Source organism: Streptomyces sp. AC627_RSS907, assembly GCF_019049165.1.
The window spans coordinates 1-26,315 of the sequence record NZ_JAGMUE010000097.1; the positions used below are offsets into that span (position 1 = coordinate 1).

The 26,315-nt window shown below is 74.8% G+C and carries 23 protein-coding genes; 7 read left to right on the forward strand and 16 right to left on the reverse strand.

Going from position 1 to position 26,315, the window contains the following annotated elements; translation table 11 throughout:
- Positions 1 to 98: 98 nt before the first annotated feature.
- The 3 genes from KUM32_RS20805 to KUM32_RS20815 all read right to left on the reverse strand — a co-directional run bounded on the left by KUM32_RS20805 (position 99) and on the right by KUM32_RS20815 (position 5,406).
- Positions 99 to 1,394 carry a helix-turn-helix domain-containing protein gene (locus KUM32_RS20805; RefSeq protein ID WP_217143428.1) on the reverse strand — a complete coding sequence of 432 codons (1,296 nt, stop codon included), beginning with the start codon at positions 1,392 to 1,394 and terminating at the stop codon, positions 99 to 101.
- A gap of 120 nt (positions 1,395 to 1,514) precedes the next feature.
- Positions 1,515 to 4,253 carry a helix-turn-helix transcriptional regulator gene (locus KUM32_RS20810; protein WP_217143429.1) on the reverse strand — a complete coding sequence of 913 codons (2,739 nt, stop codon included), beginning with the start codon at positions 4,251 to 4,253 and terminating at the stop codon, positions 1,515 to 1,517.
- Positions 4,254 to 4,473: 220 nt separating this feature from the next.
- Positions 4,474 to 5,406, reverse strand: coding sequence for a dienelactone hydrolase family protein (locus tag KUM32_RS20815; RefSeq protein WP_217143430.1), 933 nt, complete (start codon positions 5,404 to 5,406; stop codon positions 4,474 to 4,476).
- An 839-nt stretch (positions 5,407 to 6,245) separates the two neighbouring features.
- On the opposite strand from KUM32_RS20815, the gene KUM32_RS20820 reads away from it, so the two are divergent.
- On the forward strand, positions 6,246 to 7,130 hold the full coding sequence (locus KUM32_RS20820) for a Gfo/Idh/MocA family protein (RefSeq protein WP_217143431.1): 885 nt from the start codon (positions 6,246 to 6,248) through the stop codon (positions 7,128 to 7,130).
- Positions 7,131 to 7,136: 6 nt separating this feature from the next.
- Here the strand turns inward: KUM32_RS20820 and KUM32_RS20825 are convergent, their stop codons facing one another.
- Positions 7,137 to 7,505, reverse strand: coding sequence for a hypothetical protein (locus KUM32_RS20825; RefSeq protein WP_217143561.1), 369 nt, complete (start codon positions 7,503 to 7,505; stop codon positions 7,137 to 7,139).
- Between the two features lie 178 nt (positions 7,506 to 7,683).
- Here KUM32_RS20825 and KUM32_RS20830 point away from each other — a divergent pair, with 178 nt between their 5' ends.
- Positions 7,684 to 7,905, forward strand: a complete 222-nt coding sequence (locus tag KUM32_RS20830) for a hypothetical protein (RefSeq protein ID WP_217143432.1) — start codon at positions 7,684 to 7,686, stop codon at positions 7,903 to 7,905.
- Positions 7,906 to 8,019: 114 nt separating this feature from the next.
- Here KUM32_RS20830 and KUM32_RS20835 read toward each other — a convergent pair whose 3' ends face one another.
- The 4 genes from KUM32_RS20835 to KUM32_RS20850 form a co-directional block, all read right to left on the reverse strand.
- Positions 8,020 to 8,532 carry a DUF5709 domain-containing protein gene (locus KUM32_RS20835; RefSeq protein ID WP_217143433.1) on the reverse strand — a complete coding sequence of 171 codons (513 nt, stop codon included), beginning with the start codon at positions 8,530 to 8,532 and terminating at the stop codon, positions 8,020 to 8,022.
- Positions 8,533 to 8,629: 97 nt separating this feature from the next.
- Positions 8,630 to 10,108: a hypothetical protein gene (locus tag KUM32_RS20840; protein WP_217143434.1), complete on the reverse strand. Its 1,479-nt coding sequence runs from the start codon at positions 10,106 to 10,108 to the stop codon at positions 8,630 to 8,632.
- 168 nt (positions 10,109 to 10,276) lie between these two features.
- A complete protein-coding gene (locus tag KUM32_RS20845) occupies positions 10,277 to 12,631 on the reverse strand; it encodes a glycoside hydrolase family 65 protein (protein ID WP_217143435.1) in 2,355 nt (784 codons plus the stop codon).
- Positions 12,628 to 13,368, reverse strand: a complete 741-nt coding sequence (locus KUM32_RS20850) for a beta-phosphoglucomutase family hydrolase (RefSeq protein ID WP_217143436.1) — start codon at positions 13,366 to 13,368, stop codon at positions 12,628 to 12,630. The genes KUM32_RS20845 and KUM32_RS20850 overlap by 4 nt, the downstream gene beginning before the upstream one ends.
- 158 nt (positions 13,369 to 13,526) lie before the next feature.
- Between KUM32_RS20850 and KUM32_RS20855 the strand changes: the two genes are divergently transcribed.
- Entirely contained in the window at positions 13,527 to 14,201 is a 675-nt protein-coding gene (locus KUM32_RS20855) for a nucleoside/nucleotide kinase family protein (RefSeq protein ID WP_217143437.1), read from the forward strand.
- Between the two features lie 127 nt (positions 14,202 to 14,328).
- On the opposite strand, the gene KUM32_RS20860 is transcribed toward KUM32_RS20855, so the two are convergent.
- Complete coding sequence (locus KUM32_RS20860) at positions 14,329 to 14,490, reverse strand: hypothetical protein (protein ID WP_217143438.1); 162 nt, start codon at positions 14,488 to 14,490, stop codon at positions 14,329 to 14,331.
- Between the two features lie 590 nt (positions 14,491 to 15,080).
- Here KUM32_RS20860 and KUM32_RS20865 point away from each other — a divergent pair.
- A complete protein-coding gene (locus KUM32_RS20865; protein WP_308408692.1) occupies positions 15,081 to 16,838 on the forward strand; it encodes a SpoIIE family protein phosphatase in 1,758 nt (585 codons plus the stop codon).
- 7 nt (positions 16,839 to 16,845) lie between these two features.
- Here KUM32_RS20865 and KUM32_RS20870 read toward each other — a convergent pair whose 3' ends face one another.
- Positions 16,846 to 17,334, reverse strand: coding sequence for a flavin reductase family protein (locus tag KUM32_RS20870; protein WP_217143439.1), 489 nt, complete (start codon positions 17,332 to 17,334; stop codon positions 16,846 to 16,848).
- A 196-nt stretch (positions 17,335 to 17,530) separates the two neighbouring features.
- On the opposite strand from KUM32_RS20870, the gene KUM32_RS20875 reads away from it, so the two are divergent.
- Entirely contained in the window at positions 17,531 to 17,944 is a 414-nt protein-coding gene (locus KUM32_RS20875; RefSeq protein ID WP_217143440.1) for a Zn-ribbon domain-containing OB-fold protein, read from the forward strand.
- A gap of 67 nt (positions 17,945 to 18,011) precedes the next feature.
- Here KUM32_RS20875 and KUM32_RS20880 read toward each other — a convergent pair whose 3' ends face one another.
- The 3 genes from KUM32_RS20880 to KUM32_RS20890 all read right to left on the reverse strand — a co-directional run bounded on the left by KUM32_RS20880 (position 18,012) and on the right by KUM32_RS20890 (position 20,541).
- Positions 18,012 to 19,190 (reverse strand): MalY/PatB family protein, encoded by a 1,179-nt coding sequence (locus KUM32_RS20880; RefSeq protein WP_217143441.1) that lies wholly within the window; start codon positions 19,188 to 19,190, stop codon positions 18,012 to 18,014.
- A gap of 272 nt (positions 19,191 to 19,462) precedes the next feature.
- On the reverse strand, positions 19,463 to 19,648 hold the full coding sequence (locus KUM32_RS20885; RefSeq protein WP_217143442.1) for a hypothetical protein: 186 nt from the start codon (positions 19,646 to 19,648) through the stop codon (positions 19,463 to 19,465).
- A 197-nt stretch (positions 19,649 to 19,845) separates the two neighbouring features.
- On the reverse strand, positions 19,846 to 20,541 hold the full coding sequence (locus KUM32_RS20890) for a L,D-transpeptidase family protein (protein ID WP_217143443.1): 696 nt from the start codon (positions 20,539 to 20,541) through the stop codon (positions 19,846 to 19,848).
- A 220-nt stretch (positions 20,542 to 20,761) separates the two neighbouring features.
- Here KUM32_RS20890 and KUM32_RS20895 point away from each other — a divergent pair, with 220 nt between their 5' ends.
- The gene (locus tag KUM32_RS20895) at positions 20,762 to 21,301 is read left to right on the forward strand and encodes a hypothetical protein (protein WP_217143444.1); all 540 of its coding nucleotides are present in this window, start codon (positions 20,762 to 20,764) and stop codon (positions 21,299 to 21,301) included.
- On the opposite strand, the gene KUM32_RS20900 is transcribed toward KUM32_RS20895, so the two are convergent.
- The 3 genes from KUM32_RS20900 to KUM32_RS20910 form a co-directional block, all read right to left on the reverse strand.
- A complete protein-coding gene (locus KUM32_RS20900) occupies positions 21,285 to 22,199 on the reverse strand; it encodes an SDR family oxidoreductase (RefSeq protein WP_217143445.1) in 915 nt (304 codons plus the stop codon). The genes KUM32_RS20895 and KUM32_RS20900 overlap by 17 nt on opposite strands.
- Before the next feature lie 130 nt (positions 22,200 to 22,329).
- Complete coding sequence (locus KUM32_RS20905; RefSeq protein ID WP_217143446.1) at positions 22,330 to 22,959, reverse strand: MBL fold metallo-hydrolase; 630 nt, start codon at positions 22,957 to 22,959, stop codon at positions 22,330 to 22,332.
- Positions 22,959 to 24,047: an S-(hydroxymethyl)mycothiol dehydrogenase gene (locus KUM32_RS20910; protein ID WP_217143447.1), complete on the reverse strand. Its 1,089-nt coding sequence runs from the start codon at positions 24,045 to 24,047 to the stop codon at positions 22,959 to 22,961. Before KUM32_RS20910 ends, KUM32_RS20905 begins: the two co-directional genes overlap by 1 nt.
- Positions 24,048 to 24,229: 182 nt before the next feature.
- On the opposite strand from KUM32_RS20910, the gene KUM32_RS20915 reads away from it, so the two are divergent.
- Entirely contained in the window at positions 24,230 to 25,984 is a 1,755-nt protein-coding gene (locus KUM32_RS20915; protein ID WP_217143448.1) for an ABC transporter ATP-binding protein, read from the forward strand.
- The last annotated feature ends 331 nt before the right edge of the window (positions 25,985 to 26,315 follow it).

The window sequence follows — 26,315 nt, forward strand, 5'->3', positions numbered from 1 at the left end:
GTCCGGGGGCGGCCGGGGTCCGGGGCCGGGGCAGCCGGGGGCGGCCGGGGCGGTTGGTCCGGGGGCGGCCGGGGTCCGGGTGCCAGCCGCCTGCCGCGTCATTCGCGCAGTACGTGCCGGGCCGTCAGGGCCAGGCTGATCTCGACGACGTCGGCCGGGCGGGCCAGGGAGCGGCCGGTCAGTTGCTCGCAGCGGCGCAGACGGTTGAGGACCGTGTTGCGGTGGCAGTAGAGGCGTTCGCCGGCCCGTTGCGCCGAGCCGTCGCAGTCCAGCCATGTGGTGAGGGTGTCCAGCAGCACCTCCCGGTCGGGGGGCTCCAGGCGCAGCAGCGGGCCGAGCACCTTCTCGGCGAGGGCCCGGCCGAGTTCGGGGCTGGAGACGACCAGCGCGGCGGGGAGGTGGTCGGCGAGCCTGACCGTGCCGCCGCCCTCGGGACAGATGTCCAGCGCGGTGTCGGCGGACCGCCGGGCGACACCGACGGCGGCGAGTCCCTCGACGGGGCTGCCGACGCCGATCCGCAGGCCGGGCACCGGGCCGGACGGTCCCGGCCCCGGCCCGTCGGCCTCCTGCGGCCGCGCGAGCTCGTCGCCGTCGGCTCCCAGCAGGACGATGCCGTGGTCGACCTCCGCCCCGGCGTGCCAGTGGACCCGTGTGCCGGACGGTACGGCGGCGGCGCGGGCGATGTCGGGGCGGGCGGGGTGTCCGCCGGTGACGGCGACGACGACGTACCGGCCCTGCTCCGGCAGGCCCAGCGCCTGGGCGGCCTCGGGCAGGTCGGCGATGCGGCTGGTGCCGTCGAGCAGGCCGGCCGCCAGCAGCCGGACCCGGTTCTCGCGTCGGCGGCTCAGCTGCCACTCGGTCTGCCGGTAGGCGTCCGCCACGAGGGTGCAGTGCTCGTCGACGAAGTTCCACACGTCGGCGGCCACGTGCACGAGGAGGCGTACGTCCTCGGGTGCGGTCCGGGAGGTCTCCTCGACCAGCCGCTGCCACACCAGGGAGCCGCCGAGGCGGAAGGCGTGCAGCAGGGCGTCCAGCGGGAGGCCCTGCTCGGCGCGGGCGGCGCCGATCCGCCAGGAGCAGCGGTGGGCCGCGTCCCGGGCACCGCGGGGGTCGAGCAGCGAGGTCACGCCGTGCCGCAGCGAGCGGTGGGCCTCCTTCCAGGTGGCGGTGGAGTCCTGGACGACCGCCGTGCGGTACGCCGGCTCCTGTTCCTGCAGCAGGGCCACCAGCTGATCGGTCAGACCGGGCAGGTCGTCGAGCAGGGCGCGGGCGGCCCGGTGCAGGACCCGCAGGGCGTCGGCGTCGATCAGCGACGTGACGCTCGGTGTCCGCGGGCGTGGAACGGGCGTCAGCCCGCCACGGATCGCTGCTCGTGACCGTACGGCTTGCTGCATCGCGGTCCTCCCCAGGCCAGGGCTTGCGAGGGCGCCCTCCGCGACGGGCTGTCCCGCCCGCGCCGGACCCGCCCCCTGACTCGTCCTGCCCCGAAGGATGGCATACCGTCCGGTCGGTCCCTAGGGTTGTGCACCGGTCTTTTCGGCCTGTCGGCCCTGTTCGGCCTGCTCGACCATGCGGGCCAGCTCCAGCCGGGACCGTACGCCGAGTGCGGCGAAGACCTTGCGGAGGTGGTAGTCGACGGTGCGGGTGCTCACCGCGAGGGTCAGCGCGACCTCCCGGTTGGTGGCGCCCTCGGCGACGTGCCGCGCGATGCGCAGCTGCTGCGGTGTCAGGCGGGTCAGCGCTCCGGCGCCCTCCTGGTGCGGGGCCGCTCCCAGCGCCCGCAGCTCGCCGCGCGCCTGCTCCGCCCAGACGCCGGCGCCACAGCGGTCGAAGCCGGCCAGCGCGGCCCCGAGGCGCCCGCGAGCCTCCCGCGGCCTGCGCCGCCGGCGCAGCCACTTGCCGTACAGCAGCTCGGTGCGGGCCCGTTCGAAGTCGCCGCCCGCCTCGTCGTGCCGGGCGAGCGCGCGGCGGTAGAGGCCGTCGGCGCGCTCCGGCGGGGCGAGGAGTGCGCGGCAGCGGGCCAGTTGCGCGGCGGCCTGCGGATCGGCGCCGAACGCCGCCCAGCCGGCGTAGTCGGCGAGGACCGCCCGGGCGTCCTCGTGGCGTCCGGCGAGGACCGCGGCCTCCACGAAGCACGGCACGGCGAGCCGCCACACCGCGAAGTGTCCGCGCCCGGGCCCGGGAAGTACCAGGAGTCCGAGCCGGTCGGCCGCGTCCAGCGGGCGCCCCCTGCCGAGGTCGGCGCGGGCCGCCGCCCACTCCGCCAGGGTGGCCGCCTGCACCAGTCCGTGCCGCCGGGCCGTGGTCAGCGCGGCCGTCACATGCCGCGCGACGACCTCCGGTTCCTCCTCGATCGACGCGGCGAGGGCGAGGACGGCCTGGTGGTGGGCCGCGGTGTTGCGCTGCCCGGCGCGCAGCGCGGTGCGCAGCCCCTCCTCCGCGTGGGCGCGCGCCTGCGGGTGCCGGCCGGCGCGCAGTTCGGCGTAGGCGAGGTACTCCAGTGCCTGCGGCACCAGCGCGTCCGACCCCAGTTGCCGGGCGGCGGCCAGGGCCCGCGCCCCGGCCCGGCGGGCGGAGTCCACGTCCCCGAGCAGCAACGCGGCCGCCGCCGACCGCAGCAGTCCCTCGGGGCGGTCCTCGGTCCCGGCCCGCTCCACCACCTGCCCGAGGGGGACGACGGCCCGGTCGAGCCGCCCCTCCAGCAGCGCCCGCATGCCGGCGCGGTGGTCGCGCACGGTGGCGGCCACGGGCGCCGCGGGCTGCCGGGTCCCGGTGGTCCGGTGCGCCGGGGTCTCGTCCCGGTGGGGTGGTTCGGCGGCGAGCGTGGCCAGGCACGCCGGCAGGTCTCCCGCCGCCCAGGCGGCGTCGACGGCGGCCAGGGTGGCGGTCGCGGCGTCGGCGGGGGCGTCCGGGGCCAGCAGGGACGCCGCCAGCAGCAGCGACTGGTGGGCGTCACCGACGGGGCCGTCCCGGAGCTCCGTGAGGCCGCGCACGAGTTCGGCCCGCCCCCGGACGATCGCCGGTGCGGTGCCGGCGCGGGCCGCGGCGAGCAGCGGACGCGCCCGGTCGGGGCGACCGGCGAGCAGGGCCTGCTCGGCCGCGGCCGTGTACCGCTCCGCCCGGGCCGGGCCGTCGGTGGTCAGCTCGGCGGCGCGCGTGTACGCCGTCGCGCGCAGCTCGTACGAGGCCGGCACCGTGCCGTCGGCCGCCACCGCCGCCAGCCGCTCGGCGAGCAGCGGCGCCGGTCCGGTCAGGGACCAGGAGCGGTGCAGCAGCCCCGGGAGCAGCCGGCCGTCGCCCTCCAGCACGTCGGCCAGCGCACGGTGCGCGGCGCGGCGGCGGTCCGGCGCGGCGGTGGCGTGGACCGTGCGGCGGACCAGCGGGCCGTGGAAGCGGAGCCGGTCGTCGGCCAGGGCGAGCGGCGCGGGGGGCGGTTCCAGGGGCGGGGCCGGCGCGCCGGACGGCCGCAGCCGCCGTACGGCGTCGAGGACCAGCCCGGCGTCGACGTCCGGTCCGTCCGAGGCCCGTACGGCCGCCGCCACCGTCAGCAGCAGGTCCCGCGCGTCCGCGGAGAGGCCGGTCAGTGCCGCGCCCGCCACCTCCGCCAGGGTCCCGGCGTCGGCCAGGGGCCTGGGCAGGGGCCGGCGCCCGCGCAGTTCGGCGGGCGAGAGGCGGCGGACGAGGGCGAGGAGCAGGGCGGGGTTCCCCTCCGCCTCGGCCAGCAGTTCCTCCCGGACGGCGGGGTCTACGGCGCCGTCGGTCACGTCGTCGAGCAGGGCCTCGGCCTGCGGCGGTGTCAGCGGGTCCAGGCGGACCAGGGGGAGGTGGGCGTACTCCGGGTCGACGGCGCGGTGTCCGGCGACGGAGAGGAGCAGACCGACGCGGCCCGCGTCGTGCAGGCGCTCGGCCGCCCGGCCCAGGGCGGCCCGGGCCGGGGCGTCCCACAGGTGGGCGTCGTCGACGCAGACGAGCAGCGGTGCTCCGCCGGCCGCCGCCCGCAGGGTGGCGGGCAGTTCCTCGGCGGTGACCCGGGCGTGCCGGTCCGGGCCGGGCTTGAGGCGCAGTACGGGACCGGCCCGGAAGGAGCGGGCGGCCCACCGGAGGAGGGTGGTCCGGCCGAGCCCGGGTTCACCGGTCACGACGAGGTGGCCGCCGCGGGTGCGCAGGCCGTCCAACAGCGTGCGCACCGCCTGGCGTTGCGCGCTTCGGCCGTGGATGCGCACGGCCGTACGTACGGTCGTCTCTCCGGTCATTCCCGGGAGGTTACGCGCGCGTAACCTGAGGTGGAAGGCGCCGGTCCGCCGGGCCGCGGTGCGGCGTCGGCCGTGTCACCTGCGGTTGTGGCCCGCACGGGTGGGTCACGCACTGTGCCGTTGCCCAGCGCTCGGGGGCCGGGGGCGTGCGGTCGCACAGCCCGCGCCGGCGGCGGCCGCGAGGTGCCGCGACCGCCGCCGGATGGTGCCGTGGGGGTTGTCAGGAGGTGTGCGGGCAGTTGCCCCGGTACTCCTCGATGGCCAGGCTCGGCCGTGGGAGCGGGCACAGGAACTGCTCGTAGCGGGTGTCGTTGTCGATGAACCGCTTGAGCCAGGAGATGCTGTACTTGGCGATCGTCGTGTTCGACGAGTTCGGCGCGAAGTGGGTCGCGTTGTTGAGCTCCAGGTACGCGCGGTCCGTCCTGGACGACAGGCTGGAGTAGAAGGGCTCCGCGTGCGTGGCGACCGGGGCGACGCTGTCACCGTCGGCTCCCACGATCAGCGTCGGGGTGCTGACCTCGGGCCAGCTCTTGTCCAGGTTCCAGGGCGTGAGGGGGATCGCGGCCTGGAGCGACGGCCGGGACTTGGCGGCCTCCAGGCTGCCGCCGCCGCCCATCGAGTGGCCCATGACGCCGAGTCGGCCGCTGTCGATCCGGCCGCGCACGGAGCTGCGCTCGGTGAGGTAGTCCAGGGCCGCCAGCAGTTGCCGGCCGCGGGAGTCGGGCTGGTCCATCGTGGTGATGGTGTCGATGGTGAACACCACGAAGCCCTGTGAGGCCAGCCGCGGGCCGAGCCAGGCCATGGAGGACTGGGAGGCGGTGAAGCCGGGCGCGACCACGACGGCGCCGAACGTGCCGTCGCTGGTGCTGGTCGGGTAGTAGATCGTGCCACCGCCGAAGCCGGTGACCGCCAGCCGGGAGACGCTGGTGTCGGCCACGGAGTACGGGCCGCGCAGTGCCTCGATGCTGGACTCGGTGGGCGCCGGGCCGCGCTCGTACGGGTTGTCGGCGGCCTGCGCTCCCGGGCCGGTGAGGGTACTGAGCGCGACGACGGCGGCGACCGCCGCCGTGACGCCGGCGAGCCGCCGCCGCGTTCCGCGGAACGCCGGGCGCGGGGCCCGGGAGGCGGCGTGGGTGTGGGGGTTCTGCTCCACGAGGAGTCGTCCTCTCTGTCGTGGCGAGGGGTCCGGGCGGCGGTCGCACACGGCCCGGAACACGTGGGGTCGCGTCCCGGGACATCCACCGCACGGGCGTCGCCGATGAGCTGGCGGTGCCACTGTGGGCGGGCGGTGCGGCCGGGGGGATCGGCAATTTCACCGGTCTCGTACGACGCCCGGGGGCCGTCGCAGGTCCCTGGGCCGTGGAGCGCGGGAACGCGCCACCGGAAACAACCGCAGCGTGCGGAGGCGGTACGGCGCCCCGGGAGCGACCGAGCGCGCCGACGCCCGGCCCGTAGGCCCAGGGGCCGAGCGAGGCCACCCCGGCCACCGGGGCGACGGAACCGGCCGCGGGTAGACCGCGCGCCGAAACCCCCGCATCAACCACCGCCCCCACGCCCGGACCACCGACCCCGAAAGCACCGACCCCGAAAGCACCGAGCGAGGCCACCCCACCGGGGCGACGGAACCGGCGTGGGCGGACCGCGTACGGCGTCCGGGGGTGAAACGCCGTCGGGACGTCGTTCTGCAGGTGCCCTGGGGGACGGGTGGGCCGGTGAGGTGGGCAGGCAACACCCTGCCCCGAGGGCCAGGACCCGGTCCGGTGGGTCGCACCGGCGTTCCAGTGGCCGGGCGCACCGGACGGGCGGGCCGCCCGCCGGGCAGGACGGCTGCCGCGGGGCGGGCGTCTCGTTTCCGTCACCGGAGGATCCGGGTCTTGCGCCGGCACCCGGTCGGTGTGGCACGCTCGGCGTCGGCCGGGCGCTTCCGCGCCGGGCGGTATGAGGAACGGTGGCGGGCCCCGTGTCGGGGCCGGCGCCGTGGAGAGGCGACGCATGCGCATCGGACTGCTCGGCACCGGCCCCTGGGCGGACATGGCACACGCCCCCGCCCTGCGTCGGCACGACGACCTGGACTTCGTGGGCGTGTGGGGACGTCGCCCGGACGCCGCCAAGGAGCTGGCGGACCGGCACGGCACCCAGGCCTACGACGACGTCGACGCCCTGCTCGCCGACGTGGAGGCGGTCGCCGTCGCGCTGCCGCCGGCGGTGCAGGCCGGGCTGGCGGCGCGGGCGGCGCGCGCCGGGTGCCATCTGCTGCTCGACAAGCCACTCGCGGCGACCGTGCCGCAGGGGCGGGCGGTGGTCGAGGCGGTGCGGGAGGCGGGCGTCGCCTCGGTCGTCTTCTTCACCACCCGGTTCCAGTCCGAGACCGAGGCGTGGATCACCGAGCGGGCGGCCCAGGGCGACTGGTTCACCGCGCGGGCGCAGTGGCTCGGCGCGCTGTTCACCGGCGACAGCCCGTTCGCGAACTCGCCGTGGCGCCGTGAGAAGGGCGCCCTGTGGGACGTGGGGCCGCACGCCCTGTCCGTGCTGCTGCCGGTCCTCGGTGACGCCCGGCGCGTGACGGCGGCGGCCCCGGGCCCCGGGGACACCGTCCATCTGGTCCTGGACCACGCCGGTGGCGCGTCCAGCACGCTCACGCTCAGCCTGACGGCGCCGCCCGCCGCTGCGGGGGCGGCGGTGGAGCTGCGCGGGCGGTCCGGGGTGACGCTCCTGCCGGAGACCGCGGAGGGGCCGGTGCCCGCTCTCCTGCGGGCGGCGGACGCCCTCCTGGCCGCCGCCGGGGGCGGGGGGTCCCACCCGTGCGACGCCGCGTTCGGCCTGCGGGTCACCGAGATCCTCGCCGAGGCCGAGGCCCTGCTCACCGGCCGGCGGTGACCGGGGTCAGCCGCCTCTTGGCTCCTTCCCGGCCGGTTCGTCGCTCCACCTGAACCAGGCCCGGTCCCCCTCGATGTGCAGAAGGAAATCCGCGACCGGGCCGTCGGGAGAGACCAGCCGCACGCGCCGCCCGATCTCGGCGAGGACCGCCTCCCACTCCTGCCGGTGCCCCTCGTCGTCCCGCTCCGCGAGGGCGAGTTCGCGGGCGAACAGCTCACGGACCGCGTCGAAGGCCGGACCGGCGCTGAACCGGCCCGACAGCCAGGGGAAATCGGCGTCGTCGATCAGGATCTCGCCGATCTCGCCCCCGCCCTGCCCGTCCTGCCCGGCGTCGCCGTCGCCGCGCACCCGCCAGATCTCGCCCTCGAACCCCACGCCGCCTCCGCCGCCCGCGCCACCGATCACCGTGCCGGACAGCTTGCCACCCGGCACTGACGGCACGCCGCCTTCCGGATGCGCGGGCCGCTTCCGCATTGAATGGTGTTATCGGGATATTCGGGACCGATAACAGCACGGCACCGAAGCAGCGATCCGGATGCGAGGAGCACTGATCATGTCGACGTCACAGCCCGACGCCTCCCGGGCGTCCGAAGCCCGCGCGGGCGACGACCGCGCCACCCCGGACGACCTGCTCCACACCCGCAACGGCACCGAGGTGTCTCCGGAGGACCTCGTTCTCGCGACCGGCCGGGACGTCACCCCGAAGAACCTGGAATGGGCCCGGCGCAAACTGGCGGAGGAGGGACCCGCGGCCATGGACAAGCTGCTGCCCTGACCGAGGGGCCGCCGGAGAACGCGGCGCCCGGGTCCGGTGCGGCAGGCACCGGACCCGGGCGGTGGCCGAGGGTCCCGGCCGGGCGGTCCCGGCCGGGCGGTCCCGGCCGGGTCCTCAGCCGCTCCGGTCGCCGCCCCGGCGTGCCTGCTCGTCATCGTCCGGCAGCGCCGTCTCGTCCTCCACGACGTGCACCGCGGCCTCCTCGGCGCCCGCGGCTCCGCCGTCGATGCCCACGTCGTCGGCGACCGACTCCTTGGTCGTGTCGGTGCGTACGCCCTCGTCGGGGGCGACCAGACGGCCGGAGCGTGCGGTGCCCGCCTCGGGGTCGACCGGTTCGCCCTCGCCGCCGGGCTCGTCGCCCACGCCGTCCCCGTCGGGGGCGGACACGTCGGGCACCTCCTGGGACAGCCGCTGGTCCAGCGTCTCGCCGTCGTGCTGCTCGGCCGCGGTGGTGCCGTACTTGGTCACGCCGAGCGGCTTCTCCGGCGGGGAGTACCCCTCGTCGAGCGTGTCGTCGTAGGTCCGCTCGTCGACGGCGTCCTGGAGGTCGAGGGGCGCGGCGTCCTCCTGCTCCTCGTTGGTTCCGGTGGGCTGGTAGGCGTCGTCGGCCATCGGGTCCGTGCCCATCGCTGCCTCCCTCTCGCGCTGCGTCGGCTCGGTGGTCTCGGTGTGCGGTTCGCGTTTCCCGATACGCGATCTCTAACCCGTTCCCGGACCGGGATCTTCACCCCCGGGGTGCGACGCGGACGCTCAGGTCGCCGACGCGGTGCGGGGCCCAGGACCGGGCGTAGCCGGGCGGGGTGCCGCCCGGTGCGACGACGGTGGCGACCGGGATCCGGCGGGCGGTGTCCACGATCTCGGCGACGGTGGTGTTCTCGTTGTTGCCGCTGGTGGCGCCCGAGGAGCAGCCGGTGTAGTAGCCGATCGGGATGGCCTCGTGCCCGGTGATCAGACAGGGCGGACGGACGCCGAGCCGGTGCAGCTCGTCGGCGGCGCGGGCCCAGTTCTGGCGGCTGGCGACGTTGCGGTCCACCGTGCCCACGAGGACGGCGAGCTGCACCGTCAGATGCCCGGCCAGGGCGAGCGCGACGACCGCCGCGGCCACCGGCCGCCACCGGCCGCGCTCCGTCCTGACCAGGTGCCACAGCGCGTCGGCGACCGGGACGGCCAGCAGGGCGTAGGCGGGCTGCAGGAAGCGGGGCGCCGCGTAGCCGATCATGAACAGGTACGGCACCGCGGCCGTCACGGCACAGGCGAACGGGATCAGCGCGCGGGTGGCGCGCCCCGCCCGGACCGCGACGACGACGCCGAGGACGGCGACGACCGGGAGGACCGCCCACCACAGGGTGACCACCGGGTGCGGCATCGATCCGGTGCACGGGCGGCACAGAGCCCGCCCGCCCAGGCTGCGCATCTGGTCGTCGAGGGCGACGTTCCAGCCGAGGCCGCCCTGGATCTCGGAGGCCCGGGACAGCCGCTCCCCGAGGCCGCCGTACCAGCCGTAGGCCTCGATCACCCACTCCACTCCCCCGGCCGCGAGGCCGCCCACGAGGGCGAGCAGCAGCAGCGGGCGGCGGCGCACGAGGACGAGGACCAGCAGGGGCAGCGTCACCCAGACCGCGTCGGTCGGCCGCATCCACGCCATCAGCGCGGCCCCGGCCACCACCCCCCACAGAGCGGCCCGGCCGGACAGGCCCTGCCAGGACCGCAGGAAGCAGCCCACGCAGACCAGGGCGCCGATCGCGACCCAGTAGTTGGGCATGGCCTGCGGACCGTAGAAGAGCGTCACCCACAGGGAGGCGAAGAACGCGCCGGCCGTGGCCAGGACCCGGACCGGGAACAGGCCCTTCCAGGCGCGCAGGGCGAGATACAGGCCGGCGCCGGACAGCACGGCGAGGTAGACGCGCAGCAGCTCGGTGGAGGCCGACCAGGACGCCACGGGCGCCACCAGCAGGGAGACACCGCGGGATCGCGGCGCGCTGAAGAAGGCGGCGGGATGGTGGGAGGTGACCTGGCTGACGTACACCGTCTCGTCCCAGCCGAGTCCCATACCGGGGCGGACGAAGACCAGCTGGGCCACGGTGAAGACGGCCGCCACCGCCGCGAGCAGGGCGTCACCGCGCAGGCGCCTGGGGGCACCGGACGTCGCCGTGGGCTCGCGCCGCCGTCCGCCCATGAGGACGGCGTTGGCACCGTCGGCCATCGTGTACCCCTCACCCCCGCTCGTCGCGGGGCCGCTCGGACCTCACCTCCTGCCGTCCCGTGGCGGGAGCCCGGAATCCCGGAAACCATGGTCAAAGTAACCCGCGTGCCGCGGATGTGCAGGTCGGATCTCGGCCAGTCGCGCCGTCACGCGCCCGCGTAGGGCCGGTCAGCGGGCGTTGGGGCGGCGGTGCGGGGGCTGTTCGGGTGCGGGGCGCCACTTGGGCGCGGGGATGGCGAGGGTGACGGGACCGTCCCCGTTCACGGCCACCTCGGTCCCGTGGTGGTGAATCGTCAGAGGGGAGCCGTTGAGCAGGGTGTACGTCGCCTTGTCGGCGTCGATCTCCACGCTCAGGCACCGGCCGCGGAACTGGAGCCGGAAGGCGAGCCGGCTGAACTTCTCGGGCAGGCGCGGTGCGAACCGGAGACTGTCGCCGAAGCGCCGGGTGCCGCCGAACCCGGCGACCAGCGCCATCCAGGTGCCGGCCAGGGAGGCGATGTGCAGCCCGTCGCGGGTGTTGTGCTCCAGGTCCGCCAGGTCCATCAGGGCGGCCTCGGCGGCGTAGTCGTAGGCCAGGCGCAGATGGCCGGTCTGCGCGGCGACGACGGCCTGGCAGCACGCGGACAGCGAGGAGTCCCGCACGGTCAGCGGCTCGTAGTAGGCGAAGTTGCGGGCGATCTGGTCCTCGTCGCAGTGGGCGTCGAACCAGTTGCCGCAGGTGTACATCGCCAGCACGAGGTCGGACTGCTTGACGACCTGCTTGCGGTAGAGGTCGAAGTAGGGGAAGTGCAGCAGCAGCGGGTACTGGTCGGCGGCGGTGGCGGCGAAGTCCCAGCGCTGGTGGCGGGTGAAGCCCGAGTGCTGCTCGTGGACGCCGATCTCCTCGTTGTAGGGGATGTGCACGGACTCGGCGGCGTCCCGCCAGGCGGCGCTCTCCTCGTCGTCGACGCCGAGCCGGGCCGCGTCGTCCGGGTGGCGTTCGCACACGTCGGCCGCGGCGAGGAGGTTGGCCCGTGCCATGAGGTTGGTGTACACGTTGTCGTCGGTGATGGCGCTGTACTCGTCCGGGCCGGTGACGCCGTCGATGTGGAAGACGCCGTGGTGGTCGTGGTGGCCGAGGGAGCGCCACAGCCGGGCCGTCTCCACCAGGAGTTCCAGGGCGGTGTCGCGTTCGAAGTCGGTGTCGCCGGTCGCCGCCGTGTACCGCACCGCGGCGTGTGCGATGTCGGCGGCCACGTGGAAGGCCGCCGTGCCGGCCGGCCAGTACGCGGAGCCCTCCGAGCCGTCGATCGTCCGCCACGGGAACGCGGCGCCGCGCAGGCCCAGCTGGGTGGCGCGGTCCCGGGCGGCGGGCAGGGTGTCCCGGCGCCAGCGCAGCGCCTCGGCGACGGCCCTGGGCTCGGTGTAGGTCAGCACGGGCAGCACGAACATCTCGGTGTCCCAGAACACGTGCCCGTCGTAACCGGAGCCGGTCAGTCCCTTGGCCGGAATCGCCCGCTGCTCGGCACGGGCCCCGGCCTGCAGCACATGGAACAGGGCGAACCGCACGGCCTGCTGGATCTCCTCGTCGCCGTGCACCTCGACGTCCGCCCGGGCCCAGAAGTCGTCGAGGTAGGCGCGCTGTTCGGCCTCCAGGCCGTCCCAGCCGCTGTGCGCGGCGGCGGCGAGCGCGGCCTCGACCTGGTCGCTCATCGCGGGGCGGGACCGGGTGCCCGACCAGCCGTGGGCGACCGTCTTGCGCACCCTCAGCCGCTGTCCCGGCTCCAGCACGGAGGTGATGGTCAGCCGGGCCACGTCCGCGTCGCTCTCGCTGCTGGTGGTGGTCTGCTCGGGAGCGTCGAGCTCGTGGTCGGCGGCCACGGCGACCCTGAGGCCGCTGCGCCGGGTCCGGTGGACCAGACGCAGCCGGGGCCCGCCGGCCAGGTGCTCCTCGGGCTCCAGCGGGGACTGCAGGGCCTTCGCGGCGCGCGGGTCCCCGTCGGGGTCGGGCAGGCTCTCGTTGGCGACCAGTTCCGACTGGATGACCACCCGGGTGCGGCTGTCGACCGGTTCCACCTCGTACTGCACGGCGGCGATGGCCCGCTGGGTGAGCGAGACCAGCCGGGTGGAGCGCACCCGGACCGTCTTTCCGGCCGGGGAGGTCCACTCGCAGGTCCGCTCCAGCACGCCGCGCCGCAGGTCCAGGGTGCGTTCGTGCTTGACGAGCCGCCCGTAGCGCAGGTCGAACGGCTCGTCGTCGACCAGCAGCCGCAGCAGCTTGCCGTTGGTGACGTTGATGATGGTCTGTCCGGACTCGGGGTAGCCGTAGCCCGCCTCGGCGTACGGCAGCGGGTGCAGCTCGTGCACGCCGTTGAGGTAGCTGCCGGGCAGGCCGTGCGGTTCGCCCTCGTCGAGGTTGCCGCGCCAGCCGACGTGGCCGTTGGAGAGGGCGAAGACGGACTCGCTCTGGGCGAGGAGGTCGAGGTTGAGGGCGGTCTCGCGTACGGACCAGGGCTCGACGGCGTACGTCCGGTTGGTGATCACGCCTGGCCTCCCAGTTCGGCGAGGTCCTTGACGACACGGTCGGCGCCGTGGGCGTAGAGGGCCTCGGTCTGGCCGACGCGGTCGACGCCGACCACGTAGCCGAAGTGCCCGGAGCGGCCGGCGTCCATGCCCGCGAGCGCGTCCTCGAAGACGGCGGCGCGGGACGGTGCGACGCCGAGGTCGCGGGCGGCGGCCAGGAACGTGTCCGGGTGCGGTTTGCCCGGCAGATGCCGTTCCCGGGCCACCACCCCGTCGATCCGTACGTCGAACAGCCGCTCGGCGTCGATGGAGCGCAGCACGTCCCGGGTGTTGGCGCTGGAGGAGACGATCGCGGTGGCGAGGCCCGCGGCGCGGACCGCGTCGATGTAGCGCAGTGTGCCCTCGTACGGCTCCACGCCGTCGGTGCGGATCTTCTCGAGGAGCAGCTCGTTCTTGCGGTTGCCGACACCGTTGACCGTGTGCGCGTCCGGCGGGTCGTCGGGGGCGCCCTCGGGCAGTTCGACGCCGCGGGAGGCGAGGAAGGAGCGGACGCCGTCGGCGCGGGGGCGGCCGTCGACGTACTCGTCGTAGTCGGAGTCGGTGAACGGACGGAAGTCCGCGCCGTCCCGCTCGCGCAGGAAGGCGTCGAACGTCTCCTTCCAGGCGGCGGCGTGCACCACCGCCGTCCTGGTGACGACCCCATCGAGGTCGAAGAGGCAGGCCTGGATGTCGTCGGGAAGACCTAGCTGCGTCGTCATACCCGACACAGTTCCCCGGCGGGGCGCGTCCCATCGGGTGGTGCACGCCACAAAGGTGCCCGGTCGCTCGCGCGGGCCTCCCCTTCGGGGTGGCCCGCGGGGTGACGTCCGGTGGGGTGACGTCCGGTGGGGTGACACGGGGTGACACACTCTGCGGTGTGGCGCTGACATTCGACGACCTCCTCGCCCGGGCCCGTTCCCTCCCCCGGCACGGACGGCGCGCGATCCTCGGCGTCGCCGGGAGCCCCGGCGCCGGGAAGTCGACGCTCGCGCGGGCGCTGGTGCGGAAGCTGAACGGTGCGGGCGAGGCCTGGGTCGCGCACGTCCCCATGGACGGCTTCCACCTCGCCGACGCCGAACTGGACCGGCTCGGCCGCCGGGACCGCAAGGGCGCCCCCGACACCTTCGACGCGGCCGGGTACGCGGCCCTGTTGCGCCGCCTGCGTGAGGACGGGAGCGACGGGGACGGCGGTGAGACCGTGTACGCGCCCGGCTTCGAGCGCGTGCTGGAGCAGCCCGTCGCGGGGGCCGTCCCGGTGCCGCCGACGGCGCGGCTGGTCGTGACGGAGGGCAACTACCTGCTGCTGGACACCGGCGCCTGGGCGCGCGTGCGCTCCCGGCTCGACGAGGTGTGGTTCTGCGAGCTGGACGAGGAGGAGCGGATCCGCCGCCTGGTGGCACGGCACGTGGAGTTCGGCAAGTCTCCCGGGGACGCGGTCGCCTGGGCCCGCGGCACCGACCAGCGCAACGCCGCCCTGGTCGCCGCGACCCGGGACCGCGCGGACCTGGTCGTACCCGCGGCGGCGCTGCCCGTCGTGGAAGCGGACGGGTGACCGTCGGCCGCCCGGCCGGGGTCTGCCGCCGGTGCGGCGCGGCGCGTCGGGACGGGTTCCGGTCGCCGTGCCGCGACGGGTCGGCCGTCCGGGAGGTGGCGCGGGGCGCGGCGCGGCCGGCGGCCGGTCAGCGCTCGTCGTAGTCGTCGGGCCGGACGTGCGCCTCCTCCAGGGCCTCGCGCATGGTCCGGCCGGTGGCACCCGGCGGGCGGGGCGTGTCCTCCTCGCGCTGCTCGAGGACGTCGTCGGTGGTGTCGGTCTTCGGCCGGTTCTCTTCCGGGACGGTCATGACGGTGACTCCTGGTCCGTTGTGTCGGGTACTTCCGTACCGTCGGTCGCTTCCGTAGCGGCGGGTTCCCGGACAGCGCGGTGCTATCCCCCGCGGGGCGCGGACGCCGGTTCCGCACCGGGGGTCCCCGCCCGGGCGGACACGGTGGGATCCGTCGAGGGCGCCCTGACGAGGACGGCCGGTGGGCTGTGCCGACCACGACCGGGAGCGCTCGGCCGCCAGGTGGCTGCGCGAGCCGGTACCGGCCCGCTCCGCCGGCTGCCCCGCGCTGATCCGCCCCCCGTCCCGCTCGCCCTCCACGCGCGGATCCAGCGGGCAGGGGGCCGGGTGACGACCCGCACCGCCCTGCAGACAGCCCGGGCCGGCCCGCCCCGGCTCGGGCGGCCCGGGCCGGCCATCGAACACACGATCAGGCTGTACCCGGCGGGGGTTCCGCGGTCGCGGCCCATCGCGTCCGGCGTGCGGGCGGTCAGCGCGGCGCTGGTCGCGCGGGGCAGCGCCGGACGCTGACCGGCAGGGGCCCGCCCACCGGAGGAAGTCGGCTGCCACAAGGCGTCTTCGATTCCGGCCCGGTGTGCGATGCTCTTGGCGTGACGAGCGAGCACGCCACGCCGGCGGGTGCCGGTGCCGCGCCCGACCCGGCCACGTCGGCCCGGGTCGTCGCCGCGCGGCGGGCCGAGCCGGACCTGTTGCGCGAGCCGGCGACGGCGGTCGTGGAGCGGGCCAAGGGCGCGGTGATGGCGCTGACCGGCGGCTCCGCCGAGGCCGCGCACGAGACTCTGGTGCGGCGCGCGCGGGCGGAGGGGCACACCTTGCTGGAGGAGTGCCTGCGCACCCTCCGCTCGCTGGTGCCGCCCCCGCACGACGGCGTCCCCGACCCACGGTCCTCCGCCTCCGGCACCACCGGCTCCCGCGACTGCCCGGCCGCGCCGCCGAAGACACCGGACCTCGCGTCCGGCCCCCAGCCGTCTCCCGGTCCCGCGCCCGGCACGGCAGGCACCCCCGCCCCGGAGCCGGGGGCACCGGGGTCCCCGGGCCCCGCCCTCCGGGTCCCCGGCCACCCCGGGCCCGCCAGCGCGGTCCCGAGCGCCCCGGCTCCCGCCTCCGCCCGGGAGCCGGACGAGGCGCCGGCCGGTGGTGCACTCGGTCCCCTCGGCCGGCAGGAGCAGCGGCTCGCGGATCTGCAGCGCCTGGGCAACCTGGGCTGGGTCAACTGGAACCCGGTCACCAGTGAGGCCGCCTGGTCGGCACAGGTCTTCGCCATCTTCGGCCGGGATCCCTCGCACGGCCCGGTCCCCCTCACCGGAATGCCCGCGCTGGCGCTGCCCGACGACACTGCCGCGCTGGACCGGGCGGTGCGGGCCCTGGTGGGTGAGGGACGGTCGTGCGACGTTCCGTTCCGGGCCAAGACGCCGGCCGGTGTCCGGCACCTGCGGATGGTCGCCGAGGCCACGCGGGACGCCGACGGCGCGCCCGTCGAGGTGCACGGCTTCGTGCAGGACCTCACCGCGCGACGGCGCGCGGAGCTGGCCCTGGTCGAGAGCGAGAGGGCGATGCTCACACAGCACGACGTGCTGCGGGCCGAGCGGACACTGGCAGCCCGGTTGCAGGACGCGCTGCTGCCGCTGCCCAGGCGGCCGGTACGGCGGGCCGGGCTGCGCGTCGAGGTCGCCTATCTGCCCGCGCAGGCGGGGGTGCAGGTCGGTGGCGACTGGTTCAGCGCCATAGAACTGCCGGAGGGTGACGCCCTGTTCGTGGTCGGCGACGTCGCCGGGCACGGCGTGGACGCCGTCGCCACCATGGCCCAGCTCCGGTTCACCGCCAAGGGCATGATCATCACGGGCTCGTCGCTGACCGGCGCGCTCGTCCGTCTCAACACGCTGCTGCTGCACTCCGGGGACACCCACGGCACCGCGAGCATGGTCCTGGCCCGCTACGACCCCGCCCGGCGCCGGCTGGTCTGGGCCCAGGCCGGTCATCTGCCGCCCTTGCTGCTGCGTGCCGGAACGGCTCGCTACCTCGACCGGCCGAGGGGGATGCTCCTGGGGGCGAGCACCACGCCGGTCTTCACGGAGGCCGAGTGCTTCCTCGAGCCGGGCGACCGTCTCGTCCTGTACACGGACGGCCTGGTCGAGCGGCCCGCCGAGGGCATCGACCGCGGGCTGGACCGTCTCGCGGAGGCCGCCGCCCACCACCACGACGACGACGCCCTCGGCTTCCTGGAGCCCGTGCTGTCCACGATGCTGGAGGACGAGGACCGCAGGGACGACGTCTGTGTCCTCGACATCCGCGTGCCGGACGACACGGCGACGCCGGACGACACCGTGCGGGCGCCGGCCGGGCCGTGAGCACCGGTCAGTCCACGGGGTGACCGGGCTCGATGGTCAGGGCGTCGGCGAGCCGCAGCAGCGGTCCGCCGGACGTGTCCCGGCCGCCCCACTCGACCGGTTCGAGGACGAAGCCGACGTGGTCGCCTCCGTCGGCCCGCGACACGACCCGGCCGACGAACCACGCCTCGGCGTCCTCCAGCACGGCCGCCCCGCCGTACCCCTCGCGCCAGCGCACCTGCTGGAACTTGTCCACCCGGTCGCCGGTCTGCCCGCCGAAGACCTCGGCGGTCTCCCGCCGGTCCCGGGCGAGCAGATGGACGGCCAGCACCTCGGCGGAGCGCGCCACCCGGAAGGTCCGGTTGAGCTCGGACAGCCACACGACGAACCGCACCGGTTCCAGGGAACACTGTGAGGAGAAGCCGACCAGGCAGCCCGCCCGTTCCCCGTTCGCCGCGGCCGTCACGACGCACATGTCCGGGTCGAGCCGGCCGAGAAACACGTCCATGACGGCCATGCTAGGCGGAGTCAGGGTGCGACAAACCCCCTCCCCGGGCTGCACTGAGTGCCAATTCAGCAGCACGACGCCTTCACGAGTGACACTGAGTGCCATATTCTGTCGGGCGTGCACGGTGGCACGGTGAGCCGCGCACACGCGTGCCCCCGTGCCGGGGCACGCCGGATTCCGGCCCGAGTGCAGGGAGTTGACCAGCGTGTACCACCGCTCAGGAAACGTCGCCCAGCAGGCCGCCGGCGCCGCGACGGGCGTTCTCGACCTCGCGCCCGCGGACACGGAGGCCGTCTTCTTCCAGCGCTGCACCTGGTGCGGCACCGCCATGTACCACCGGGTGCTGTGCCCGGTGTGTCGCGGCAGCGACCTGCGGACGGAGCGCAGCGAGGGGACCGGTACGGTGCGCCACTCCACGGTGGTGCACCGCAACACCCCCGCCGCGCGCAACGTGTCCCTGATCGAGATGGCCGAGGGGTTCGTGCTGCGCGGCCGGGTCATGGGCCCCCTCATCGGCATCCACAGCGGGGACCGGGTACGGCTGTCCACGGCCAAGGACCCGGTACGGGGCGAGCCGGTCTTCCAACTGGTCGACGAGCCGTACCGGGCGTGGACCTGAGAGCCGGCCGTACGCGTCGCAGCGCCGGTGACGCGTCCTCCACGACGCGGAGTCCGGGTCCGGAGGCTCACGCCACTGCCGCCGCCATCCTCCGTACCGCCTCCGTCAGGACCTCGGGCGAGGTCGCCAGGTTGAGCCGGACGTGCCCCCTCCCGCCGGTGCCGAAGGGGATGCCGGAGCTGAGGGCCACCCGGCCCCGGCGGAGGAAGACGTCCGCCGGGTCGTCACCGAGGCCGAGACCGCGGCAGTCGAGCCAGGCGAGACAGGTCGCCTCCCCGGGGTGGTGGACGATGCCGGGCAGGTGCTCGGCCAGCAGGTCGGTGAGCAGGCGCCGGTTGTCGTCGAGCCCGGCCAGCAGGGCGTCCAGCCAGGCGGTGCCGTTCCGCAGGGCCGCGGTGTGGGCGAGCACGCCGACGTGACTCGGGCCGTGGCCGACCTCCTCGGGCATCCGCGCCAGGTCGGCGGCGGCGCCGGGGCCGGCGAGGGCGAGCGCCGCCTTGAGCCCGGCCAGGTTCCAGCCCTTGGAGGCCGACATGAGGGCGAGGCCGCACTCGGCACCCGGCACGCTCAAGTACGGCACGAACCGCGCGCCCCCGCCGACGACCGGCGCGTGGATCTCGTCCGCGACGACCCGGACCCCGTACCGCTCGGCGAGCGCGGCCACGGCGGCCAGCTCGGCGGCGGTGTGCACCGTACCGGTGGGATTGTGCGGGCTGCACAGCAGGTAGGCGGCCCGCCCGCCGTCGGCCACGGCCCGCCGGAACGCTTCCTCCAGCACCCCGGGGTCGAGTCGCAGGTCGGCGCCGAGCGGCGCCTCCACGACGCGCCGGTCCAGATGCGTCACGAACTGGTGGAACGGCGGGTACACCGGCGGGTTCACGATCACCGGGTCACCGGGCCCGGTGACCAGCTTGAGCATCTCGACGACGCCCAGCATCACGTCGGGCACGATCGCGGTGCGCTCGACGGCCAGGCCGTCCCATCCCCACCGCCGGCCTGCGAAGTCGGCCAGGGCCTCGGCGTACGCGGTGCCGGCGGGGTAGCCGGTGTCGCCGAGTTCCATGGCATCCGCGACGGCGCGCACGACGGGCTCGGCGAGCGGCACGTCCATCTCGGCCACCCACAGCGGCAGTACGTCCGCGGGGTGGGTGCGCCACTTCATGCTCGTGCGGCGGCGCAGTTGGTCGAGGGTGAGGGCCAGAAGGGGGTTCGCTTCCCCGGGCGGGTCGTGCGGGCTGCTGGTCATGGGGCACAAGATAGGCGGCCGCGGTGTGACCGGGAACCGGGACGCCGGTGCCCGGTGAACGCGGCCCTGACGGTCCCCGTACGGGAGGGGGCGCTCGAGGTCCGGAGGCCCCCGCGGCGGCGACACCGCGAGGTCCGGTCCGGGAGCGCACGCCGCCAGTGGGGTCGACGACGCCGTAGCAGGCGGGCCGAGGCCAGTGCGAGAAGGGCACCCACTCCGTGGGGGTGCCCCGGGGCGGGGCTCCGATGCGCCGAGGAGTCCCGGGCGCCGGGTCAGGCGGCCTGCGCCGACTCCGGGGCCGCGGCGGCCCACTCCATGACGAGCCGCTGGTACTCCTCGCGCTGCTCGACGCTCAGTGTCCCGCCCGACCGGAGCCACAGGGCCCGGATCTCCTCGTTGACCTCGGCAGCCGATCGCTCGGAGGAGGGTTCAACAGTGGTGGACATGCTGTGAAGCATACGGCGCCCGACGTGAAGACGATGTGAGTAATCACGATCCAAACGGACATAACGGACCGTGTTACTGATCACGTCGATCTCCCCATCTGTCAAGGGCTTCCGGCAAGTTCTTCACCGCGACCGTGTCCTGCCGCACACACCCCTCCGGCCCCCTCCGTTCACACCCGCTCCCCCGTGAGCCGGGCACCCCGCGTCCGTCAGGTGCCCGGCTTGCGGCCGTACACGTAGACGTCGTCGCCCTTCTTCAGCAGCGACCAGTACTTCTTGGCGTCGTTCTTCGTCATGTTGACGCAGCCGTGCGAGCCGGGCGGGCTCCACACGCTGACGCCGACCGAGTGGAAGGCCTGGCCGCCGTCGAAGAACTGGCTGTAGGGCATCGGCACGTCGTAGATGGTCGAGACATGGTCGATGTTGCGCCAGTACACCTTCTTCAGGCCGGTACGGGTCTCGTAGCCGTTGCGGCCCGTGCGGACGGGGACGGGGCCGAAAACGAGCTTCTTGCCGTCCTGGATCCAGCTCAGCTGGAGGGACAGGTTCACACAGGCGATGCGGCCTTTGTTCACCGGGCACTTGCCCGACTTGTTCGGGTTCTTCCCGACCGCCTTCTGCTTCGTCATCAGGTCCATCACACCCCAGGTGACGGGCCCCGCGTAGCCGATGTTCGGTGTGATGCCGTGCTTGGTCTGGAAGGCGCGGATCGCCTTGCAGTCGGCGGTGGACTGCTTGCCGTCGGCCGTCCGGCCGAGGAACTTCTCCACCTTCTTCTGGTACGGACCCGTCTTCGTGGTGCAGCTCGCCGCCTGCGCCGGCGTGGCGCCGAGCGCGAGCGTGAGCGGTGCCACCAGCGCGGTGATCCCGAGTGCGACGACTCCCCGTCTGCGTACGTCCCCCATGGCCTGTCAGCCTTTCGCGTCGAAGGATGGAACGGACGGAGGACCGCGCCCGTGGTGCGCTCCCCCGTCTGCTAGACCGTCGTACGGGGGTCTCGGTTGCCCGCCGCGCCGCGTCGCGACGAAACAGTGACATACCCCACCCCGCCGGCCGGCCCGCCGCCGCCGGCCGGCGGGGTCCCGTGGCCGCCTGCCCGATCACCCGAGCGGGTAGCGTGCGCCCATGTCCGCGTTCTTGCAGCAACTCCCCGCGCTCATAGGGGTCGTCATCGGCGCGCTCGGTTCGTATCTCGCCGTGGTCCGCAGCGACCGGGCCCGGTTCCGCCGCGAGACCGCGGCCCGCTGGGAGGAGCGCAGGCTCGCGGTCTACGGCGACTACGCCCGGGCGCTCAAGACCTCCGTCACGCTGACGTACCGGGTCGCCGCCCACCTCGGCAACGACCCGCACCCGCATCCCCTCACACCCCAGGAGGCCGAGCCGGCGCAGGCGGAGGCCACGCTCGCCCGGGACCCGGCGGGAGAGGCGCTGCTCATGCTGGGCAGCGAGCAGGTGGTGGAGAAGGCCCGCGCCTGGGTCGTCTCCGTGATGGAGATGGAACGCTTCCTGCGGGACGGGACGCGCGACCCGGACGCCTGGCAGACCCTGCTGGAGCGGCAGCGCGCCGCCCGTGAGGGCTACTACGGGGCCGTGCGCGAGGACCTGGCCCTGCCGCCGGGCCACGCCGCCCGGTGGCCGCTGCCGTCCGTCAGCGGTAGCCGGTGACGTCGGCCGGCCTGCCCGCGTCCTGGACCTCGACGATGTAGCGCCAGGCGTCGGGGCGGCTGCCGTCCACGTCGGTGAAGCCGTACTCCCGCGCGAGACCGCCGCTGGAGAGGGACCGGCCGTTGAAGCGCGCCACCCGCGGGTCGGCGGCGAGTGCGGCGACGGCGCGGCCGACGTAGCGGGGCGTCTCGGAGATGGCGAAGTGCGGGACGCGGTCGAGCGCGTCGCGCCAGTTCTCCTCGCGTACGCCGAAGTGGTCGAGCATCATCTCCGAGCGCAGCCAGCCCGGGGTCAGCGCGACGGCGGTGGCACCGCGCGGCCCGAGTTCGTGGCCCAGGGCGAAGGCCATGCGCAGGACGGATGCCTTGGCGAGGTCGTAGAAGAAGGAGGTGCGGTAGTGCTCGCGGTTGTAGTCGTCGGTGCCGTCGGTGACCTCGACGACCAGTCCGCCGGGGCGGCGCAGCAGCAGCGGCAGGGCGTGGTGGCTGGTGACGGCGTGGGTCTCCACGGCGAGCCGGAGGAGCCGCAGCCCCTTGTCGAGGTCGTGCTCCCACACGGGGCTGTCCCACGCGAAGAGGTGCTCGCCGCCCCAGATGTCGTTGACCAGGACGTCGAGACGGCCCCGTTCCCGGGCGACCCGGTCGACGAGCGCGGCGACCTGCGCCGGGTCGAGGTGGTCGGCGGGGACGGCGATGCCGTGACCGCCGGCCTCGGTGACGAGGCCTGCGGTGTCCTCGATGGTCTCGGGGCGGTCGTACTCCGAGCGCCGGGCACGGGTGCTGCGGCCGGTGACGTAGACGGTGGCGCCGGCCGCGCCCAGTTCGACGGCGATGCCGCGTCCGGCGCCGCGGGTCGCTCCGGCGACCAGTGCGACCTTGCCCTCAAGTGAACGTGCCATGTCCGGTTCTCCCGTGTCCTCTCGCGCAAACCGACCGCACCAGCGGTCCCGTGATCGAGAGTGCCCGGGAAACCGGACATCTTCTGTCTTCTTTCAGGCGAGGTCTCCCGGCCGCCGGAACGGGCCGGTGTCAGTGGCCGCGCCTGATCCACTCCTCCAGGTGCGGGGCCTCGGCGCCGACGGTGGTCTCGTCGCCGTGGCCGGTGAGCACCCTCGTCTCGGGCGGGAGGACCAGCAGCCGGTCGCGGATCGAGTCGATGATGGTCGGGAAGTGGGAGTAGGAGCGGCCGGTGGCGCCGGGCCCGCCCTGGAAGAGGGTGTCGCCGGTGAGGACGGCGCCCAGGCCCGGGTCGTACAGGCAGACCGCGCCGGGGGTGTGCCCGGGGGTGTGCAGGACCGTCAGGTCCGCGCCGGCGGCCTCGATGACAAGGGCGTCGCTCAGCCAGGCGTCCGGCTCCCGGTCGGGATGGGTCTGCTGCCACAGCGGCAGGTCGTCGCGGTGCAGCCAGATGGTGGCGCCGGTGCGCTCGGCGAGGGCCGGAGCGGCGTTCACGTGGTCGTTGTGGGCGTGGGTGCACACGATGGCCGTGAGCCTGCGGTCCCCGACCGCCTCGGCGATGGCGTCGGCGTCGTGGGCGGCGTCGATGACGACCACCTCGTGGTCGTCGCCGACGAGCCAGACGTTGTTGTCGACGTCCCAGGTGCCGCCGTCGAGGCTGAACTGGCCGGAGGTGACGAGGCGTTCGATGCGGGCGGTCATCACAGCACCACCACCGAACGCAGCACGTCGCCGGCGTGCATCCGCTCGAAGGCCTTCTCCACCTCGTCGAGCCCGATGGTCTCCGTGACGAACTTGCCGAGGTCCAGGCGGCCCTGGAGGTGGAGGTCGACGAGCATCGGGAAGTCGCGGGAGGGCAGGCAGTCGCCGTACCAGGAGGACTTCAGCGACCCGCCGCGCGCGAAGACGTCCAGCAGGGGGAGTTCCAGCTTCATCTCGGGCGTGGGGACGCCGACGAGGACGACGGTGCCGGCCAGGTCACGGGCGTAGAAGGCCTGCCGGTACGTCTCCGGGCGGCCGACCGCCTCGATGACGACGTCGGCGCCGAAGCCGCCGGTCAGTTCGCGGATCGCCTCGACGGGGTCGGTCTCGCGGGAGTTGACGGTGTGGGTGGCGCCCATGCCCCGGGCGGTCTCCAGCTTGCGGTCGTCGATGTCCACGGCGATGACCTTCGACGCCCCGGCCAGGTGGGAGCCGGCGATCGCGGCGTCACCGACGCCACCGCAGCCGATGACGGCGACCGTGTCACCGCGGCCGACGTTCCCGGTGTTGATCGCGGCCCCGATGCCGGCCATCACCCCGCAGCCCAGCAGGCCGGCCACCTGCGCGGAGACGGCCGGGTCGACCTTGGTGCACTGCCCGGCGGCGACCAGCGTCTTCTCGGCGAAGGCGCCGATACCGAGGGCCGGTGAGAGCTCCTGGCCGGTCGAGGCGAGCGTCATCTTCTGCTCGGCGTTGTGGGTGTCGAAGCAGTACCAGGGCCGCCCGCGCAGACAGGCCCGGCACGTGCCGCACACCGCGCGCCAGTTGAGGATGACGAAGTCGCCGGGGGCGACGTCGGTGACGCCCGCGCCGACCGACTCCACCACGCCCGCGGCCTCGTGGCCGAGCAGGAAGGGGAAGTCGTCGCTGACACCGCCCTGCTTGTAGTGCAGGTCGGTGTGGCACACCCCGCAGGCCTGGACCTTGACCACGGCCTCGCCCGGGCCGGGATCCGGCACGACGATCGTCTCGATCCGCACCGGCTCGTCCTTGCCCGGTGCGATCACGCCGCGTACTTCCTGCGCCATTGGTCCTGACCCCTTCTTCGGCCGTTCAGCGTTCCCCCCGACCCTACGCGCAACTGATCGGAGAAGGGCAGGTGACAGGGCGGTTCGAGGGGCGTGCCGGGGGCTTTGCCCGCACATCCCCGGGCCCCGCCGCGCGGCGCCGACGTAGCCTGAGTCCCCTGTCCGCCTGACGAAGGAGCATCGTGAGCACCGCAGAACCGGAGACCGGACCACCCGCCTGGCGGCTGCTCCTGTCCTACGTGCGGCCGCACCGCAAGGCCCTGTTCGCCGGCGCGGCGCTCTCGCTGGTCACGGGAGCCACCGGGCTGCTGCTGCCACTGGTGGCGCGGGAGCTGATCGACGACCTGGCGCACGACCGGGCGATCACCGGCGCGCTGCTGGCGATGTCGGGGCTGGTGGTGGCCAACGCGGCGCTCGGCGCGCTGGGTTCCTACGTACTGCGGCGCACCGCCGAGTCGGTGGTCCTCGGAGCCCGGCGCTCCCTGTCGTCGTACCTGCTGCGGCTCCGCGTCGCGGCCGTGGACCGCACCGAGCCCGGTGACCTGATGGCCCGGATCACCTCCGACACGACCCTGTTGCGGGAGGTCACCACGGACTCCCTGGTCGGCCTCGGCACCGGCGGGCTGACGCTGGTGGCGACCCTGGTGATGATGGGCCTGGTCGACCCGGTGCTCCTCGGGGTCACGCTGGCGGTCGTCCTCGGGGCGGGGACGGTCCTGGGTCTGATCGTGCCGCGCATCAACCGGGCGAGCCGGCAGGCGCAGGACGCGGTGGGCGTGATGGGTGCCGCGCTGGAGCGGATCCTCGGCGCGCTGCGCACGGTGAAGGCGTCCGGCGCCGAGCCCCGGGAGGAACGGGCGCTGCACGAGGCCGCCGAGGAGTCGTGGCGGCAGAGCGTGCGGGCCGCCAAGTGGTCGGCCGCCGCGGGCAACACGGCCGGGCTGGCCATGCAGATCGCCTTCATCACGGTGCTCGCGGTGGGCGGGGCACGGGTGGCCACGGGGGCGATCGACGTCGGCACGCTGGTCGCGTTCCTGCTCTTCGTCTTCTACCTGATGTCCCCGATACAGCAGGTCGTCGGCGCGGTCACGCAGTACCAGACGGGCAAGGCGGCGCTCGCCCGCATACAGGACGCCCTGCGCCTGCCCGCGGAGCCGCCGGTCCGGCCGGCCCCGCTGCCGTCCCCCGGCGCGCAGCCGGCGGCCGTCGCCTTCCAGGACGTCCGCTTCCGCTACGCCGACGACCTGCCGTACATCCACCACGGGGTGACCTTCGACGTGCCGGCCCGGGGCATGACCGCGTTCGTCGGCCCCTCCGGCGCGGGCAAGACCACCGTCTTCTCCCTCGTCGAGCGGTTCTACGACCCCGTCTCCGGGGAGATCACGCTGGACGGCAGGAGCCTGGCGGACTGGGACCTGGCCTCGCTGCGGGCCGCGATCGGCTACGTGGAGCAGGACGCCCCGGTGCTGTCCGGCTCGCTGCGGGACAACCTGCTGCTGGGCAACGCGGAGGCGGACGACGGCACCCTCACCCGCGTGCTGAAGACCACCCGCCTCGACGGCCTGGTCGCCCGGCTGCCGGACGGTGTGGACACCCTGGTCGGGCACCGCGGCACCAAGCTGTCCGGCGGCGAGCGGCAGCGGGTCGCCATCGCCCGGGCCCTGCTGCGCCGCCCGCGGCTGCTGCTGCTCGACGAGGCCACCTCGCAGCTGGACGCGGTCAACGAGGCGGCGCTGCGCGACACCGTGGCCGACGTGGCCCGCACGACCACGGTGCTGGTCGTCGCCCACCGCTTGTCCACGGTGACGATGGCCGACCGGATCGTGGTGATGGACGCGGGGCGCGTCCGCGCGGTCGGCACGCACCGGGAGCTGGTGAGCGCCGATCCGCTGTACGCGGAGCTGGCGGCGACCCAGTTCCTGGCCATCGGCGGGTGACGCGGGCGCCGGGCGCGTCCGGGCGGGGATGAGGACCGGCCGGAGCCGGGCGGGCACTCCACGGCGGGCGCGGTCCCGTGCGGCGCACGCCGGTCCCCGCGCGGGCGCGCTGGTCCTGGCGCGTGCGTGGCCGGCCGACGGGCCGCCCGGCCCACGGCGGACATGTCGTCCGGTGTTCGTGTGTGTGAGCCGGCCCGGGTGGGGTAGCCGCCCGGTATCGGATGAGGCATGCATGTCCTCGCTCCTACTCCCCTCGGAAGGAGGTCCGTGACAGCGCACTCCAGAAGCGCCCGGGCCGCTTCCTCCGACATGGAGCGGCCCGGTCCGCGCC

Bases quoted from the DNA above. Each gene is read 5' to 3' on its own strand.
- KUM32_RS20870 (WP_217143439.1), bottom strand. From the start codon at position 17,334: ATGGCCGTCATGGACGTGTTTCTCGGCCGGCTCGACCCGGACATGTGC.
- KUM32_RS20890 (WP_217143443.1), bottom strand. From the start codon at position 20,541: ATGGGGGACGTACGCAGACGGGGAGTCGTCGCACTCGGGATCACCGCG.
- KUM32_RS20885 (WP_217143442.1), bottom strand. From the start codon at position 19,648: ATGCTTCACAGCATGTCCACCACTGTTGAACCCTCCTCCGAGCGATCG.
- KUM32_RS20905 (WP_217143446.1), bottom strand. From the start codon at position 22,959: ATGACCGCCCGCATCGAACGCCTCGTCACCTCCGGCCAGTTCAGCCTC.
- KUM32_RS20805 (WP_217143428.1), bottom strand. From the start codon at position 1,394: ATGCAGCAAGCCGTACGGTCACGAGCAGCGATCCGTGGCGGGCTGACG.
- KUM32_RS20910 (WP_217143447.1), bottom strand. From the start codon at position 24,047: ATGGCGCAGGAAGTACGCGGCGTGATCGCACCGGGCAAGGACGAGCCG.
- KUM32_RS20830 (WP_217143432.1), top strand. From the start codon at position 7,684: ATGTCGACGTCACAGCCCGACGCCTCCCGGGCGTCCGAAGCCCGCGCG.
- KUM32_RS20835 (WP_217143433.1), bottom strand. From the start codon at position 8,532: ATGGGCACGGACCCGATGGCCGACGACGCCTACCAGCCCACCGGAACC.
- KUM32_RS20810 (WP_217143429.1), bottom strand. From the start codon at position 4,253: ATGACCGGAGAGACGACCGTACGTACGGCCGTGCGCATCCACGGCCGA.
- KUM32_RS20840 (WP_217143434.1), bottom strand. From the start codon at position 10,108: ATGGCCGACGGTGCCAACGCCGTCCTCATGGGCGGACGGCGGCGCGAG.
- KUM32_RS20900 (WP_217143445.1), bottom strand. From the start codon at position 22,199: ATGGCACGTTCACTTGAGGGCAAGGTCGCACTGGTCGCCGGAGCGACC.
- KUM32_RS20820 (WP_217143431.1), top strand. From the start codon at position 6,246: ATGCGCATCGGACTGCTCGGCACCGGCCCCTGGGCGGACATGGCACAC.
- KUM32_RS20850 (WP_217143436.1), bottom strand. From the start codon at position 13,368: ATGACGACGCAGCTAGGTCTTCCCGACGACATCCAGGCCTGCCTCTTC.
- KUM32_RS20860 (WP_217143438.1), bottom strand. From the start codon at position 14,490: ATGACCGTCCCGGAAGAGAACCGGCCGAAGACCGACACCACCGACGAC.
- KUM32_RS20895 (WP_217143444.1), top strand. From the start codon at position 20,762: ATGTCCGCGTTCTTGCAGCAACTCCCCGCGCTCATAGGGGTCGTCATC.
- KUM32_RS20880 (WP_217143441.1), bottom strand. From the start codon at position 19,190: ATGACCAGCAGCCCGCACGACCCGCCCGGGGAAGCGAACCCCCTTCTG.